The organism is Enterocloster aldenensis, assembly GCF_003434055.1.
Lineage (GTDB): Bacteria > Bacillota > Clostridia > Lachnospirales > Lachnospiraceae > Enterocloster > Enterocloster aldenensis.
In genome coordinates, this window is the sequence record NZ_QVEX01000004.1 from 254,718 (window position 1) to 270,592 (window position 15,875).

The 15,875-nt window shown below is 52.2% G+C and carries 12 protein-coding genes; 9 read left to right on the forward strand and 3 right to left on the reverse strand.

From position 1 onward, the window contains the following. The first annotated feature begins 83 nt into the window (after positions 1-83). The gene (locus DWX59_RS11270) at positions 84-350 is read left to right on the forward strand and encodes an HPr family phosphocarrier protein (RefSeq protein ID WP_008722810.1); all 267 of its coding nucleotides are present in this window, start codon (positions 84-86) and stop codon (positions 348-350) included. Positions 351-447: 97 nt separating this feature from the next. On the opposite strand, the gene DWX59_RS11275 is transcribed toward DWX59_RS11270, so the two are convergent. Together DWX59_RS11275 and DWX59_RS28700 are read right to left on the reverse strand one after the other, a co-directional pair. Beyond that, a complete protein-coding gene (locus DWX59_RS11275; RefSeq protein ID WP_207660423.1) occupies positions 448-648 on the reverse strand; it encodes a P-loop NTPase family protein in 201 nt (66 codons plus the stop codon). Between the two features lie 13 nt (positions 649-661). Continuing rightward, a complete protein-coding gene (locus DWX59_RS28700; RefSeq protein ID WP_166460200.1) occupies positions 662-895 on the reverse strand; it encodes a P-loop NTPase family protein in 234 nt (77 codons plus the stop codon). 380 nt (positions 896-1,275) lie between these two features. Between DWX59_RS28700 and gltB the strand changes: the two genes are divergently transcribed. Continuing rightward, positions 1,276-5,814, forward strand: coding sequence for a glutamate synthase large subunit (gene gltB, locus DWX59_RS11280; protein ID WP_117559072.1), 4,539 nt, complete (start codon positions 1,276-1,278; stop codon positions 5,812-5,814). 14 nt (positions 5,815-5,828) lie between these two features. After that, positions 5,829-7,316, forward strand: a complete 1,488-nt coding sequence (locus tag DWX59_RS11285; protein WP_117559073.1) for a glutamate synthase subunit beta — start codon at positions 5,829-5,831, stop codon at positions 7,314-7,316. A gap of 14 nt (positions 7,317-7,330) precedes the next feature. On the opposite strand, the gene DWX59_RS11290 is transcribed toward DWX59_RS11285, so the two are convergent. Beyond that, positions 7,331-9,010 (reverse strand): methyl-accepting chemotaxis protein, encoded by a 1,680-nt coding sequence (locus DWX59_RS11290; RefSeq protein WP_117559074.1) that lies wholly within the window; start codon positions 9,008-9,010, stop codon positions 7,331-7,333. Positions 9,011-9,409: 399 nt separating this feature from the next. Between DWX59_RS11290 and DWX59_RS11295 the strand changes: the two genes are divergently transcribed. The 6 genes from DWX59_RS11295 (at position 9,410) to alsK (ending at position 15,853) form a co-directional block, all read left to right on the forward strand. Then, on the forward strand, positions 9,410-10,408 hold the full coding sequence (locus DWX59_RS11295; RefSeq protein ID WP_117559075.1) for a LacI family DNA-binding transcriptional regulator: 999 nt from the start codon (positions 9,410-9,412) through the stop codon (positions 10,406-10,408). A 241-nt stretch (positions 10,409-10,649) separates the two neighbouring features. Beyond that, positions 10,650-11,648, forward strand: a complete 999-nt coding sequence (locus DWX59_RS11300) for a LacI family DNA-binding transcriptional regulator (RefSeq protein ID WP_117559077.1) — start codon at positions 10,650-10,652, stop codon at positions 11,646-11,648. 79 nt (positions 11,649-11,727) lie between these two features. Beyond that, positions 11,728-13,248 carry a sugar ABC transporter ATP-binding protein gene (locus DWX59_RS11305; protein WP_117559079.1) on the forward strand — a complete coding sequence of 507 codons (1,521 nt, stop codon included), beginning with the start codon at positions 11,728-11,730 and terminating at the stop codon, positions 13,246-13,248. Between the two features lie 17 nt (positions 13,249-13,265). Next, on the forward strand, positions 13,266-14,234 hold the full coding sequence (gene alsC / locus DWX59_RS11310) for a D-allose ABC transporter permease (protein ID WP_117559081.1): 969 nt from the start codon (positions 13,266-13,268) through the stop codon (positions 14,232-14,234). A gap of 17 nt (positions 14,235-14,251) precedes the next feature. Next, a complete protein-coding gene (gene alsE, locus DWX59_RS11315) occupies positions 14,252-14,929 on the forward strand; it encodes a D-allulose 6-phosphate 3-epimerase (RefSeq protein WP_117559083.1) in 678 nt (225 codons plus the stop codon). Between the two features lie 9 nt (positions 14,930-14,938). Continuing rightward, positions 14,939-15,853 (forward strand): allose kinase, encoded by a 915-nt coding sequence (gene alsK / locus DWX59_RS11320; protein ID WP_227116042.1) that lies wholly within the window; start codon positions 14,939-14,941, stop codon positions 15,851-15,853. Positions 15,854-15,875: the final 22 nt, after the last annotated feature.

Genomic DNA, 15,875 nt, shown 5'->3' on the forward strand with positions numbered 1-15,875 from the left:
ACAAGACGGTGTCCTGAGGGTATGTCCGTATCATGGGATATTCTTTCAAATGAGTATAAAATAGTGAATAAGGAGCGTGTATTATGATCAGTAAAACATTAACAGTTATTAATCCATCCGGTTTACACTTAAGACCAGCAGGAGTCCTGTCCCAGACAGCCATGAAGTTCAAGAGCGATATTACGATTGAATGTGGGGAGAAGAAAATCATCGCTAAGAGCGTGCTGAATGTCATGGCGGCCGGCATTAAGAGCGGGACTGAGATTAATCTGATCTGCGACGGCGAGGACGAAGAAGAGGCTATGAAGACCCTGACCGAGGCCATTGAGAGCGGACTGGGTGAGATGTAAGTTCAGGTGTAAAATCATATATTACTGCGGTATGGCATTGGATATGCCATGCCGCTTTTTCTATTTGCGGAATGACCGCCCAACGGTCAGACGCACATCAATATGCTGTTTTGCGGCAGCTTCTGCCTGACCTTGTTCCTGAATCGTAGGCGGATGCCCATTCAATGAATTCAGCGGACGCCTGGTGCCTGCTGTTTCCGGGCAGGATTGCATCGCCGTACCGCTCTGCCTCCCGCCGTCTGAGCCGTTCCATGCGTATGTCCGTGGGGACGTATACAAAGACAATTAAATCAAACACAGATACCAGTTCATCATACCAGCCGGTCACGGAACCGCTGAGTACCCAATGGGGGCTGCTGTTTAAGTCCCGGTCCATCAGGGCTGCGTAGTCCCCGCGCCCGCGCGTGACTGTAAAGGGGTCCGGGGGGCAGCCAGAAATAGCTGTCCGAGTCAAAATGGCTGTAGCCTGTGTGTCCGCATACTTTCTGGGATATGGTGGTGGTGCCGGAGCCGGAAGCGCCGAATATGTGGATGTGTTTTTTCATAGGTCCCTCCTTGATGTGCGGATGCTGAAAATGTCAGGTTCCTGTATATATGTGATGCATTAAGTATATCACGGATAACCGGAAAATACATGGAAAATATAGCGGTGGATATGTATGTATGAGATGTGCGCACAAAAGTGGTAACTTTGTTATAATAGTCGAATATAACAGAAAACAACATAACGATATTATAAAAAGTCAAATAATCTGACAATTAAGGACAAAAACCAGTTTACAAAAGGAAAAAAATGTAGTATCATCACCACTATAAAAAAACAGGCGGAAGTTCCCCCGGGATATGTCCTCCGGCGTTATCCCCAATACACGTTTCATACACGCCCCGGGCTAGTCCCTGCCGTCAAAAGAAAGGAAGTATGCTTATGGATTCCAAACAGAAACAACCAGGACTGTACGACCCGCGTTTTGAGCATGACAACTGCGGAATCGGGGCAGTTGCCAATATCAAAGGCATCAAGACCCATGAGACAGTCAATCAGGCACTCCACATCGTGGAGAATCTGGAACACAGGGCCGGCAAGGACGCCGAGGGCAAGACGGGCGACGGCGTTGGCATCATGCTCCAGATTTCCCACGGCTTTTTTGAAAAGGTGACACGGCCTCTCGGCATCCAAATCGGAGGCGAGAGGGAGTATGGCGTGGGCATGTTCTTCTTCCCCCAGGATGAGCTTGCCCGCAACCAGGCAATGAAGATGTTCGAAATCATTGTGAAGAAGGAAGGCCTTACTTTCCTGGGATGGAGGGTGGTCCCCACTGCCCCGGATATCCTGGGTGAGAGGGCTGTGGAAGTGATGCCCTATATCGCCCAGGGCTTTGTGGCAAAACCTGTCCAGGTAAAGCCTGGCCTGGATTTTGACAGGAAGCTGTATGTGGCGCGCCGGGTGTTTGAACAGAGCAACGAGGATACGTATGTGGTCTCCCTGAGCAGCCGTACCATTGTGTATAAGGGCATGTTCCTGGTGGGGGAGTTAAGGCGTTTTTTTGCGGACTTACAGGATGAGGATTATAGGTCCGCCATTGCCATTGTCCACTCCAGGTTCAGCACCAATACAAATCCCAGCTGGATGCGCGCCCACCCATACCGTTTTATCGTGCATAACGGCGAGATCAACACCATCCGGGGCAATGCGGATAAGATGGCTGCCCGTGAGGAAAACATGGAGTCGGAGTATTTTAAATATGACATGCACAAGGTTCTGCCCATCATCAGCCAGGAAGGCTCTGACTCCGCCATGCTGGACAATGCGCTGGAATTCATGGTGATGAGCGGCATGGACCTGGCCCTGGCCGTGATGGTCACCATTCCTGCCCCCTGGGAGTATGACAAGTACATGGATGGCGGGATTAAGGATTTTTACCGGTATTACGCCACCATGATGGAACCATGGGACGGCCCTGCCTCCATCCTGTTTACGGACGGGGATGTGCTGGGCGCGGTTCTTGACAGGAACGGCCTGCGGCCTTCCAGGTATTATATCACGGAGGACGGATATATGATCCTTGCCTCTGAGGTGGGGGCCATTGACATTGACCAGACAAAGGTGGTGAAGAAAGACCGCCTCCGTCCCGGGAAAATGCTTCTGGTGGATACAAAAAAGGGTGAACTGGTGGATGATGAACACCTGAAGCATTACTATGCGTCCCGCAAGCCTTACGGCGAGTGGCTGGATTCCAACCTGACTGACATCAAGGAGCTGCCAGTGCCCAATAAGGGCGTGGCTGCCATGGAGGAGGAACAGCGCCTGAGGCTGCAGAAAACCTATGGGTATACATATGAACAGTATAAGACCATGATCCTGCCCATGGCGTTAAACGGGGCAGAGGCAGTGTCGGCCATGGGCGTGGACAGTCCCCTGGCCGTCCTGTCAGCCAAGCACCAGCCCCTTTTTAATTATTTTAAACAGCTTTTTGCGCAGGTTACCAATCCGCCCATTGATGCAATCCGGGAGGAAATCGTGACCTCCACCACCGTGTATGTGGGAGAGGAGGGGAACATCCTGGAAGAACGGCCGGAAAACTGCAAAATCCTTAAGGTGGAGAACCCCATCCTTACGGAAACCGACCTGCTTAAGATCAAGTATATGAGAAAGCCCGGGTTCAAGGTGGAGGAAGTCCCTATTACCTACTACAAGAACACGTCTTTGGAAAGGGCCATTGACCGCCTGTTCCTGGAGGTGGACCGGGCCCACAAGGACGGGGCCAATATCATCATCCTGTCTGACCGGGATATTGATGAGAACCATGTGCCCATCCCGTCCCTTCTTGCGGTATCGGCCCTCCAGCAGTACCTGGTAAGGACCAAGAAGCGCACCAGCGTTGCCCTTATCCTGGAAAGCGGGGAGCCAAGGGAAGTCCATCATTTTGCCGCCCTGCTGGGCTATGGCGCCTGCGCCATCAACCCGTATCTTGCCCATGAGTCCATCCGTTCCCTGATTCAATCGGGAATGCTGGATAAGGATTATTACGCGGCTGTCAAGGATTATGACATGGCTGTGCTCCACGGCATTGTGAAGATTGCTTCCAAGATGGGGATATCCACCATCCAGTCCTATCAGGGCGCCCAGATTTTTGAGGCCATCGGTATTTCCAGGGAGGTGGTGGACAAATACTTCACCAATACGGTCAGCCGGGTGGGAGGCATTACGCTGGAGGATATTGCCAACGATGTGGATACCCTTCATTCATCTGCCTTTGACCCCCTGGGACTGGATGTGGACCTGACCCTGGACAGCGTGGGAAGCCATAAGTCGCGTTCTGGCCAGGAGGAACACCTGTATAATCCCCTTACCATCCATCTGCTGCAGGAAGCTGCCAGGACAGGAAGTTATGATACATTTAAGGAGTATACGGCTGAGGTTGACAGGGATGACAAGACCTATCATCTGCGCTCCCTGATGGACTTTAAGTTCCCTGAGGACGGAGGAATCCCCTTGGACCAGGTGGAGGGCGTGGATTCCATCGTGACCCGCTTTAAGACGGGCGCCATGTCCTATGGCTCCATTTCCCAGGAGGCCCATGAGTGCCTGGCGGTTGCCATGAACCGGATTCACGGCAAATCCAACACGGGCGAGGGCGGCGAGAGCCTGGAACGTCTGGCGTCGGGCCAGGGGAAGAACAATAAGTGTTCCGCCATCAAACAGGTTGCTTCTGGGCGGTTCGGGGTCACCAGCCGGTATCTGGTCAGCGCCAGGGAAATCCAGATCAAGATGGCACAGGGCGCCAAGCCCGGCGAGGGCGGACAGCTGCCTGGCAAGAAGGTGTATCCGTGGGTGGCAAAGACAAGGCATTCCACCACGGGGGTCAGCCTTATATCGCCGCCGCCCCATCATGACATATATTCCATCGAGGACCTGGCCCAGCTCATATATGATTTGAAAAATTCCAACAAGGAGGCCAGGATTTCCGTCAAGCTGGTGTCTGAGGCAGGTGTGGGCACGGTGGCCGCAGGCGTGGCCAAGGCAGGGGCCCAGGTCATCCTGATTTCCTCCTATGACGGCGGCACCGGCGCGGCCCCCAGGAATTCCATCTATAATGCAGGGCTTCCCTGGGAGCTGGGCGTTGCGGAGGCGCACCAGTCCCTGATCATGAACGGCCTGCGCGATAAGGTAATCCTTGAGACGGACGGTAAGCTGATGACGGGCAGGGATGTTGCCATTGCCTGCATGCTGGGCGCGGAGGAGTTCGGCTTTGCCACTGCGCCCCTTGTGACCATGGGCTGCGTGATGATGCGCGTGTGCAACCTGGACACCTGCCCCATGGGGATTGCGACCCAGAACCCGGAGCTGCGCAGGCGTTTCAAGGGAAAACCGGAGTATGTCATCCATTTCATGAAGTTTATTGCAGAGGAGCTGCGGGAATACATGGCGGCCCTGGGCGTGCGCACCGTGGATGAGCTGGTGGGACGCACGGACCTTCTGCGCCCAAAGGAGGGAGCGCAGGGCCGCGGCGGTAAAGTGGACCTGAGCCGTATCCTTGATAATCCTTACGCAGGACAGAAGGTGGCGGGGTACCATGAGAAACAGGCCTTTGATTTTAAGCTGGAGGACACCATTGATGAGCAGGTTTTTGTAAAGAAACTGAAAAGCGCCCTCGGAAGCGGGCAGAAAAAGAGCGTCCAGGTGGATGTTTCCAATGTGAACCGTGCCCTTGGGACCATCTTTGGCTCGGAAATCACCAGGAAGTACCCGGAAGGGCTGGCTGAGGATACATTTACCATCAGCTGCAGCGGAAGCGGCGGACAGAGTTTTGGCGCCTTCATACCAAAGGGGCTTACCCTGGAACTGGTGGGGGATTCCAACGATTACTTTGGCAAGGGGCTTTCCGGCGGCAAGCTGGTGGTGTACCCGCCAACAGGCGTCCGGTTCAGGGCCGAGGACAACATCATCATTGGGAATGTAGCCCTGTACGGGGCAACAAGCGGCAAGGCGTTCATTAACGGGATTGCAGGCGAACGGTTCTGCGTGCGCAATTCCGGTGCAACCGCGGTGGTGGAAGGCGTGGGCGACCATGGCTGCGAGTATATGACAGGCGGCTGCGTGGTGGTGCTTGGGACCACTGGCAAGAACTTTGCAGCCGGCATGAGCGGAGGCATCGCCTATGTACTGGATGAGGAGCGCAGCCTGTATAAGCGGTTGAACAAGGAGCTTGTATCCTTTGAGGAAGTGACGAATAAATACGATGTGCTGGAGCTTAAGGGACTGATCCAGGAGCATGTGGCCTATACCAATTCAGAAAAGGGCAAGCGTATACTGGACCATTTCAGCGAATACCTCCCCAGGTTCAAACGGATTGTCCCCCATGATTACCGCCGCATGATGAATGCAATCGTGCAGATGGAAGAAAAGGGGCTGAACAGTGAACAGGCGCAGATTGAGGCATTTTATGCCAATGTCAGAGGATAAGGAGGCGGGACGTCATGGGAAAGATGACAGGATTTTTAGATTATGGACGGGAAGTAAGTGCTGAGACAGCTGCCAGGGACAGGATAAAAAACTGGAATGAGTTCCATACCCCCTTAAGCGGGGAGGAACAGAGGAAACAGGGCGCAAGGTGCATGGAATGCGGCGTTCCCTTCTGCCAGTCAGGCGTCATGATGAAGGGGATGGTCAGCGGATGCCCGCTTAACAACCTGATTCCTGAGTGGAATGACCTGATATATACGGGCAACTGGCAGGAGGCCTTTAACCGGCTTAAAAAGACCAATAGTTTCCCGGAATTCACATCCAGGGTATGCCCGGCTCCCTGTGAGGCCGCCTGCACCTGCGGCCTGAACGGGGACCCGGTGACGGTAAAGGAAAATGAGCGGGCCATTATTGAAAAGGCGTATGACTGCGGGTATGCCCTGCCAAAGCCGCCCTCCATCCGCACCGGTAAGAAGGTTGCCGTCGTCGGCTCCGGACCGGCCGGGCTGGCTGCCGCGGACCAGCTGAATAAAAGGGGCCACTCAGTGACTGTGTTTGAACGCAGCGACCGGGTGGGAGGCCTGCTTATGTACGGGATTCCCAATATGAAGCTGGAGAAATGGGTGATTGAGCGCAAGGTGGAGGTGATGAAGGCGGAAGGCATTACCTTTATCACCGGAGCCAATGTAGGTAAGAATTATAAGGTGAACCGGATTATGAAGGAATACGACCGCGTCATCCTGGCCTGCGGGGCATCTAATCCCAGGGATATTAATGTGCCCGGAAGGGACGCCCAGGGGATTTATTACGCAGTGGACTTCCTGAAGGCCACTACCAGAAGCCTTATGGATTCACACCTGGAGGACGGGAATTATATTACTGCCAGGGATAAGCATGTGGTTGTAATCGGCGGCGGGGACACGGGCAATGACTGTGTGGGAACCGCCATCCGCCATGGCTGCGCATCCGTGACCCAGCTGGAAATGATGCCCAGACCGCCTGTGAAGCGGGCGGATGGCAACACATGGCCGGAATGGCCCAGGGTCCTTAAGACGGACTATGGCCAGGAGGAGGCAATCTGTGTATTCGGTCATGACCCCAGGGTTTACCAGACAACGGTAAAGGAGTTTGTGAAGGATGCAGAGGGCAGGGTGTGCAAGGCTGTGATCTGTGACCTGGTGCCTGGGAAGGATGAAGGGAGCGGCCGTGCCATTATGGCGCCGGTGGAAGGCAGCGGCCGGGAAATCCCGGCGGACCTGGTGCTGATTGCCGCGGGATTCCTGGGAAGCGAGGCCTATGTGGCGGACGCTTTTGGCGTGAAGCTGGACGCGCGCTCCAATGTGGCCGCGCCATGCGGTCCATACCAGACCAATGTGGAGCGGGTGTTTGCGGCAGGGGATATGCGCAGAGGCCAATCCCTGGTGGTATGGGCCATCAGGGAAGGGCGTGAGGTGGCGAAAGCCGTGGATAAGAGCCTGATGGGATATTCCAACCTGGCTTAAGTAAACAGAATGGTTCAGGAACGCAGATGGAACCTGTGGATGGCATCCTTCAGCATACTGGCCTGACTGGACAGTTCCTCCGAAGAAGCGCTGGATTCCTCGGCGGTTTCCATATTGGACTGTATTACCTGTGAAATCTGATGTATGCTTTCTGTAAGCTGGAAGATGCTTTCCTTCTGCTTTAAGGAAGCTGTTGCGATTTCCCCTACCAGATCAGTGGATTCACTGGCGCCTATCCCCACTTCCTCAAGGGTTGACGTGGTATCTGCCGCCAGGGTTACGGCCTTCTCTACCAGATTAAGGGTATTTTCAATGAGGGTAGTGGTATCCTTGGCTGCCTCGGAGCTTTTTGCTGCCAGGTTACGGACTTCGTCGGCAACCACGGCAAACCCTTTTCCTGCCTCGCCAGCCCTGGCCGCCTCAACTGCCGCGTTCAGGGCCAGTATATTGGTCTGGAAGGAGATGTCCTCAATGGTTTTTATGATGCCGCTGATCTGGTTGGAGGAACCTGATATGATGTTCATTGCTTCTGAAAGCTCCCTCATCTTATCCGTGCCTTCCATAAGCTTGCCCGCGGCTTCCGTGGAGCAGGCCCTGGCTGTGTCCGCCCTGCTGGATATGGCCTCGATATGGGCCGATATGTTCTCCAGGGAGGCGGAGAACTCCTCGGCGGCAGCGGCCTGCTGGGAAGAGCCCTGGGATACCGCCTGGGAGGTGGAGGCGACATCGGCAGAGGTGGCAGCAACCTGTTCGGCGGAAACACTGATGCGGGTAAGTGCGTGATTCAGGGAATCCAGTATCTGGGTCAGGGAATCCTTGATGGGAAGGAATTCACCCAGGTAATTGATTTCAATGGCCTGGTCCATGTTCCCCTCTGCCATATGGGAGAGCTTTGACGCAATATCTGCAATATACTTTTTCAGCTCTGCCTTTGTGGAATGGATGGAGCCCACCAGCATGCCGATTTCGCTGGTGTCCGGTTCCAGGGCGAAGTCGGATGACAGGCTGCCGGAAGCAATCTGCCCCATTTCATCGCGTATTTCTATGATTGGCCGTAACAAACGGAATTTGCAGAACCGGTAAGTAATGACCTGAAGCGCAACGACCAGGATAAGGGTGATGAAAAAACAGAATGAGATAAAATAGCTTACGCCAATCAGCCTGTTCACCTCTCCCAGGGCCCTGCCGTCCAATTGTGTGAGGAAGTTGGATTTAATCTGGTTGATTTTTGCGATGGAGGTGTTGTATTCATTCCCATAAACATAATTGACTGCATCATCCTTTTTTCCGGCCGCCACATCATCCATTGCCTTTTCCTCAAGGGGGACAAGGGTGTTGGACAGGTTTGACATCTCATCAATCATGGACTGTTCTTCCTGGGTCAGCCCCAGGGCTTTCATGTTCCCGACCCCGATGTCGCGGTTTTTCAGGTTATTCACCTCGTTCCAGTAATTATCATAATGCTCCTGTTTTCCGGTTGCCGCATATGCCCTGACCTCGTTGGTCAGATAGGAAGAGCCGTTCATGAAGCGGTTGGCATTATAGGTTAATTCGAAACGCCCGCTGTTGGCTTTGTTAATCTTTCTGTTTACCCCGCTGTAGCTGAAAAGGCAGAATGCCATGAATAACAGGGCCAGGATTGAGATGCTGTTCAGAACCAGCAAATGGGTGGATTGCTTCATTTTCTTCTTCATTTGTAATGACTCCTCCTGATTATTTTTAAGAAATAATATATAATCAATATGGCCGTGTTCCCTGTTCGCCGGGAAATGCCCCGGCGTGCAGACGGCAGATTTGGGTGTTTGGACATACCCTAAGTTATATGTCGGCAATAATCATAAATTTATTAGGGCTTTAGATAAATTAAACAGGGCACATCCCTCTGCCTGTCTCCCTTTCTCGGGGATACGGCTGCCCGTGCAGGTATTCCGGCGCGGCGCCTGGGAACTTGACTTGACATGTATTGAAACCGCATTATAATAATAGGAGAAAGTAATGTACACGCTCTGGGGCGTGTTTGAAGACTGCCTTGCGTCATTTGGAGGGAATGTTTTTTCAAACACATCCTGGCAGTGTAGGAATGAGAGGGAAGTATGGAAGGCAATAAACGGGTATCCATTATAGATGTGGCGAAAAAGGCAGGGGTTTCCATAGCAACTGTCTCAAGGGTCATTAACAGGAACGGTGGATATTCCAAGGAAACGGAAGAGCGTGTAAGGAAGACCATTGAGGAATGCGGCTTTACTCCCAACGTCAATGCCATTGGTCTCAGGACCAACCGCAGCAACAGCATAGGCGTGATTGTTCCTGACATTACCAATGAATTTTTTGCCAGGATCATACGGGAACTGGACGCATCCCTGCTGAGCAGGCGATATTCCCTTCTGGTGTGCAATTCCAATGAGGATTATATGCTGGAGAACATGCATATAAAAGGACTGGCGGAAAAGCATGTGGACGGGATCATATATATATCCGGACAGAATGAAATCAAGAAGATGAATGAGATTAAAAACCTGCCTATCGTGTACATAGACAGGGCGCCTAAGAACGCGGAGGTGCTGATCCTTTCGGATAATGAGACAGGGGGATACCTGGCGGGCCGCGAACTGATACAGAAGGGATGCAGGCGGATCCTGTTTCTCAGGGATATCCGTTTTGCTTCCACTGTGCGCAGCCGTAAGGAAGGTTTTGTAAGGGCGCTTCAGGAAAAGGGCATGGCCTTTAACGAAGAGCTGGAGATGAGCTGTTTCCCTGAATATGCAGAGGCCAGGGTTGTGATGGAACGGCTTCTCAAGGAAAAGGGATGTTTTTTTGACGGCATATTTGCCACCAATGACATGATGGCCCTGGCCTGCGTCAATGTGCTTACTGAGAATCAGATTAAGGTGCCTGGCCAGGTAAAGGTGGTGGGATTCGACAACATTTCCCTGACCCAGTTCACAAGCCCCCAGATAACCACAATTGCCCAGGATACAAAGGAACTGGCCCTTCATGCAGCGGATACTATCCTGAAGATGATAGAGGATGAGGAGATAAAGGAGAAAAAAACCATCATACCGGTCAGGCTGGTTGTGAGGGAAACAACCTGACGGCGGTGCGGTTAGGAAATAGTGGTGAGGATTGGAAACCCTTTTCATTGCGGTGAAAGGGTTTTTTATTTTACGTAAAGAGTAAACGTTTACCAAATATAATGTAAATTATGCACAAAAATAGTAGATAAAAATCGTTAAAATAGCAGAAATAAACATTTGTACTTGACTTTTTCTACGTAAAGGTTTACTATACAGTCACAAGATACGAAAACCTTTACGTAAAGCAAGGAGGCCTGCCATGGATGATAATGCGAAGCTTTCTATTGTGGACGTGGCAAAACGTGCAGGGGTTTCAACCGCAACGGTTTCACGGGTCATCAACCATAACGGAGGATACTCCAGGGAAACGGAAGAAAAGGTACGCCGGACCATTGAGGAGTGTGGTTTCACTCCCAACGCCAATGCCATCGGCCTCAGGACCAACAAGAGCAGATGCATCGGGGTGATTGTGCCGGATGTGACCAATGAGTTTTTTGCCAAGATCATCCAGGAACTGGATTTTTATCTGCTGAAGCATGGATACTCTCTTTTAATCTGCAATTCCAATGAGGATTATGAATTGGAAAACATGCATATCAAAGGGCTGATAGAAAAACACATTGACGGGATTGTATACATATCAGGGCAGAATGAAATCAAGAACATCAATGAAATCAGGCATATACCCGTGGTTTACATTGACCGCGCCCCGCTCAATGCCAAGATGCTGATCCTTTCCGATAACCAGGAGGGAGGTTACCTGGCCACCAAGGAAATGATTGACAAGGGCTGCAGACAGATACTCCTGCTCCGGGACGTCCGGTGCGCCTCAACCATCCGGTACCGCAAAGAAGGATACATAAGGGCTTTGAAAGAGAACGGCATTCCCTACAGGGAGGAACTGGAGGTCAGCTGCTTCCCGGATTACGGGGAGGCAAGGAAGGTGATGGAACGGCTGGTCCGCTCCGGTGGCTGTTACTTTGACGGCATATTCGCCACCAATGACATGATGGCCCTGGCCTGTATCAACGTACTGATGGAAGCAGGGATAAAGATACCGGATCAGGTAAAGGTGGTGGGGTATGACAATGTTTCCGTGACCAGGTTCACAAGCCCTCAGATAACCACCATTACCCAGGATACGAGACAGATGGCAATTGCAGCAGGCAGGACCATACTGAGGATGATACAGAAAAAGGAAATCAGTGAGAAGCGGACCATCATACCGGTCAGGCTGGAGGTGAGGGGGACTACCTAGTACTGCATTCACTGGTATTTACGCCATGGAGTACTAGACCCGTATCCCGCTATGACGGAAAGGGAAAAGAGGAGGATTTATGGAGACATTAGTAAAAATGGAAGGTGTCACGAAGGTGTTTCCCGGTGTCAGGGCCCTTGACAACATTTCATTTGAAATCAAGGCAGGGGAAGTGCACGTGCTCATGGGGGAAAACGGGGCGGGGAAATCCACCCTTATGAAGATACTCAGCGGCGTGTACCAGCCCACCTCAGGAAAAATCACGGTAAAGGGAAAGGAATTCACCCACCTGACCCCCAAGGATTCCTATGAATGCGGCATCAGCATCATCTACCAGGAACTGAGCGTCATCAATGAATTGTCCATCCTGGAGAACCTGTTTGTGGGAAAGCTGCCTACCAGGCGGGTGGGAGGCATCCGGGTGGTGGACTATAAGGGGATGACGGACAGGGCCCGGGAGGTCCTTGACAAGGTGGGGTTAAAACGAAGGCCAGGCCAGCTGGTGGAGGAAATCAGTATTTCCGAAAAACAGCAGTGTGAGATTGCCAAGGCCCTTATATCCAATGCAGACGTCATCATCATGGATGAACCCACCTCTTCCCTGACAACTTCAGAGACAGCCCACCTGTTCGATATCATCCGCCAGCTAAAGGCAGAGGGCAAGGGAATTGTATATATATCCCATAAGATGGATGAGATTAAGGAAATCGGCGATGTGATTACCGTGCTGAAGGACGGCACCTATGTGGGGACCAGGAACGTTAAGGAGATAACCCTGGATGATGTCATAAGGATGATGGTGGGACGGGAAATCAAGGGCACCTACCGGAACGAGGAAACAGAAGATTTTGACAAAGAGCCGGTCATTTTTGAAGCCAGGAACATAAGCCGCAGGGACGGCAGGGTACGGGATGTGTCCTTTCAGGTAAGGAAGGGCGAGATTGTGGGCTTTGCGGGACTTGTGGGCGCAGGGCGCAGCGAGCTTATGAATGCTTTGTTCGGGGCTGAGCCAAAGCTTTCGGGGCAGGTATTCATAGGGGGCAGGGAGGTAACCATACGCTCGCCCTATGAGGCCATTAAGAACGGGCTGGCCATGGTGACGGAAAACCGCAGGGAAACCGGTTTCCTGAATAATTTCAGCATCAAACAGAATATTTCCATTGTGCCCTTCCTCAAGACATCCAAGGGGAACGGGCTGATCGGCCTGCTGGACAACAAGGCGGAAGAGGAGTATGCGGCAAAACAGAAAAAGGACATGAACATCAAGTGCAGGGATGTGGAGCAGAACATCACGGAACTGTCAGGAGGCAACCAGCAAAAGGTAATACTTGGAAAATGGATGGCGGCTGAGTCCAGCGTCATTATCTTTGATGAACCCACCAAGGGAATTGACGTTGGCAGTAAAAGCGAGATATATGTGCTGATGCGCAGGCTGGCCAGCCAGGGAAAGGGAGTCATCATGGTGTCCTCGGAGATGCCGGAACTGCTGTCCGTATGCGATACCATCTGTGTGTTCAGGGACGGCGGCATACGAATGACCTATGCGGTCAGGGAAGCAACAGAAGAAAAAATATTGAAATCATCAACCGGTGAAGAGTAATCAGGAGGGGAAGAACCATGAATAATCAGACGGAAGTAAAGACAAGACCAAGTTTCGGGGTGCTGTGGCAGAAATATGGCACCATGGGTATATTCCTGCTTTTGCTGGCAGTGCTTACCATTGCAAAGCCGTCCAGCATCTTTAATCCTGACAGTATCCCCCAGATACTGAAGCAGAGCGCGGTGAATATCCTGCTGGCCCTGGGTGAATTCTTTGCCATCCTGATTGCAGGTATCGACCTGTCCGTGGGCGCGGTGGCAGGGCTGGTGGGAATGCTCACGGCCATGCTGATGGTGAATGGGATCCCGGTGATACCCGCACTCCTGCTGGGAATACTGATTGGAACCATGATTGGTTTCTGCAATGGGATGCTGGTCAATAAGACAGGGCTTCATCCGTTCATCATCACACTGGGCACCCAGTCCATATTCCAGGGCCTGATGCTGGTCATCTCGGATTCCAGGAACATTTACGGGTTCCCGGCATCCTTTACAAAGACCATGAGCGCCAGCGTCCTGTACATACCGGTGCCTGTCATCATTGCATTGATCGTGGCAGCCGCCTGCGCCTTCTTTACCACAAAGTGCAAGGCAGGACGCAATATATACGCCCTTGGCGGCAACATGGAGGCGGCCTGGTATTCAGGCGTCAATGTGAATCTTCACAGGCTTCTGGTGTTCATGATTTCCGGGACCTGTTCCGGTATTGCAGGAATCGTGCTTCTGGGCCGCGTGGGCGCTGCGGCACCCACCGCAGGAACCGGATACGAGACATATGCCATTGCGGCAACCATCATCGGCGGCACCAGCTTCATGGGCGGCAAGGGTAAGATACTGGGGGTTGTAATCGGCGGCATGATTATCGGTATCATCAACTACGGCATGACGGCCCTGATGATCCCAAGCAGCTATCAGAAAATCGTGATGGGCGCCCTGATCATCATCTCGGTTGCCATTGACCATTTTGTTGCCAAGGCAAAGAACTAGATAAGGAGGACAGGATTATGAAACCAATGTTTAACCCTTCCCTGATGTGCATGGACCTCTTGAACATCAAGGAACAGCTTCAGATACTGAATACAAGGGCTGATTTCTTCCATGTGGATATCATGGACGGCCATTATGTAAAGAACATCACATTGTCGCCGGATTTCTGCAGGGCCATCCGCCCTGTGTGCCAGATCCCGCTGGACTGCCATCTGATGGTGACAACACCGGATGATTTTATTGACCCCCTGGCAAAAGCAGGGGCGGGGTACATATGTCCTCATGCAGAGACCATCAACGCGGACGCGTTCCGGATCGTGAATAAAATCCATTCCCTTGGATGCAAGGTGGGAGTGGTCTTAAACCCAGCCACCCCGGTGTCCTATATCCGGCATTATATCCACCTGCTGGACAAGGTGACGGTCATGACCGTGGACCCGGGGTTTGCCGGACAGCCGTTCATCCGTGAGATGCTGGAGAAAATCAGCGAGCTTAAGGAACTGAAAGAGGAAAAGGGGTACGGTTACCTCATTGAAGTGGACGGTTCCTGCAATGAAAGGACCTTTGGGGACCTGGCAAAGGCAGGGACGGAAGTGTTTATCGTGGGCACATCCGGGCTTTTTAACCTGGATAAGGACCTGGAAACTGCCTGGGATAAGATGATGGATAATTTTAATAAGGCTGTGAATCAGTAAGGTGGGGACATGATGGGACAGGTAATAGGAATTGACATCGGAGGGACGAATCTCCGTCTTGGCTGTGTGTCGGCAGACGGGCAGCTGGAGCATTTTGAAAGAAAATCTAGCGCCCCAATGCTAAAGGAAGGAGCGGTGGATGTCCTGTGCGGGGAAATCATGGACTATATGGAACGGCATTCCCTAAAGGGTGCAATAGATGCTGTCTCAGTGGGGGTCCCGTCCGCGGTCAGCAAGGACAAAAGCTTTGTGTATTCCACACCTAACCTGAAGGGGCTTGAGAATATTGATCTTGGGCATCTTCTGGAGAAAAAGCTGGGAATCAGGGTGTTTGTGGACAGGGATGTGAATTATCTCCTGTGTCACGACATCAAGAAATACAATCTGGACCCGGAGCAGGATAAGACCATACTGGGCATGTATCTTGGAACCGGATTCGGCAATGCCATCTATGTGAATGGACGTTTCCATGCAGGAAAGAACGGGGTGGCGGGGGAATTGGGACATATCCCCTTCTTCCATCTAAAGGAAATCTGTCCCTGCGGGAATATGGGCTGCGTGGAGTTGCGCTGCTCCGGCGCCCATCTGCAGAGGATACGCAACCAATATTATCCGCAGACGGAAATCGGGGACATTTTCACAAAACACGGGGATGAGCCGGCCATACTTGAGTTTGTGGAGGGACTGGCATATCCAATCAGTACGGAAGTAACCATCCTGGACCCGGATTATGTGGTCATGGGAGGCGGCGTCATGATTATGAAGGATTTCCCCATGGAATATCTGATTAATCAGGTAAAAAAAAGGACGCGGCATCCATATCCGTCGGAGAACCTGGAATTCATATTCCCGGAGCATACCCAGACAAGCGGGGTGGCCGGAGGCGGATTGGCTGCATTTGACGCCATGAAGGGCCGGCATTAAAGGGTTTAAAACAGTTTATCCA

Coding starts and splice junctions, on each gene's coding strand:
- DWX59_RS11270 (WP_008722810.1), top strand. CDS start 84: ATGATCAGTAAAACATTAACAGTTATTAATCCATCCGGTTTACACTTA.
- DWX59_RS28700 (WP_166460200.1), bottom strand. CDS start 895: ATGAAAAAACACATCCACATATTCGGCGCTTCCGGCTCCGGCACCACC.
- gltB (WP_117559072.1), top strand. CDS start 1,276: ATGGATTCCAAACAGAAACAACCAGGACTGTACGACCCGCGTTTTGAG.
- DWX59_RS11285 (WP_117559073.1), top strand. CDS start 5,829: ATGGGAAAGATGACAGGATTTTTAGATTATGGACGGGAAGTAAGTGCT.
- DWX59_RS11290 (WP_117559074.1), bottom strand. CDS start 9,010: ATGAAGAAGAAAATGAAGCAATCCACCCATTTGCTGGTTCTGAACAGC.
- DWX59_RS11295 (WP_117559075.1), top strand. CDS start 9,410: ATGGAAGGCAATAAACGGGTATCCATTATAGATGTGGCGAAAAAGGCA.
- DWX59_RS11300 (WP_117559077.1), top strand. CDS start 10,650: ATGGATGATAATGCGAAGCTTTCTATTGTGGACGTGGCAAAACGTGCA.
- DWX59_RS11305 (WP_117559079.1), top strand. CDS start 11,728: ATGGAGACATTAGTAAAAATGGAAGGTGTCACGAAGGTGTTTCCCGGT.
- alsC (WP_117559081.1), top strand. CDS start 13,266: ATGAATAATCAGACGGAAGTAAAGACAAGACCAAGTTTCGGGGTGCTG.
- alsE (WP_117559083.1), top strand. CDS start 14,252: ATGAAACCAATGTTTAACCCTTCCCTGATGTGCATGGACCTCTTGAAC.
- alsK (WP_227116042.1), top strand. CDS start 14,939: ATGATGGGACAGGTAATAGGAATTGACATCGGAGGGACGAATCTCCGT.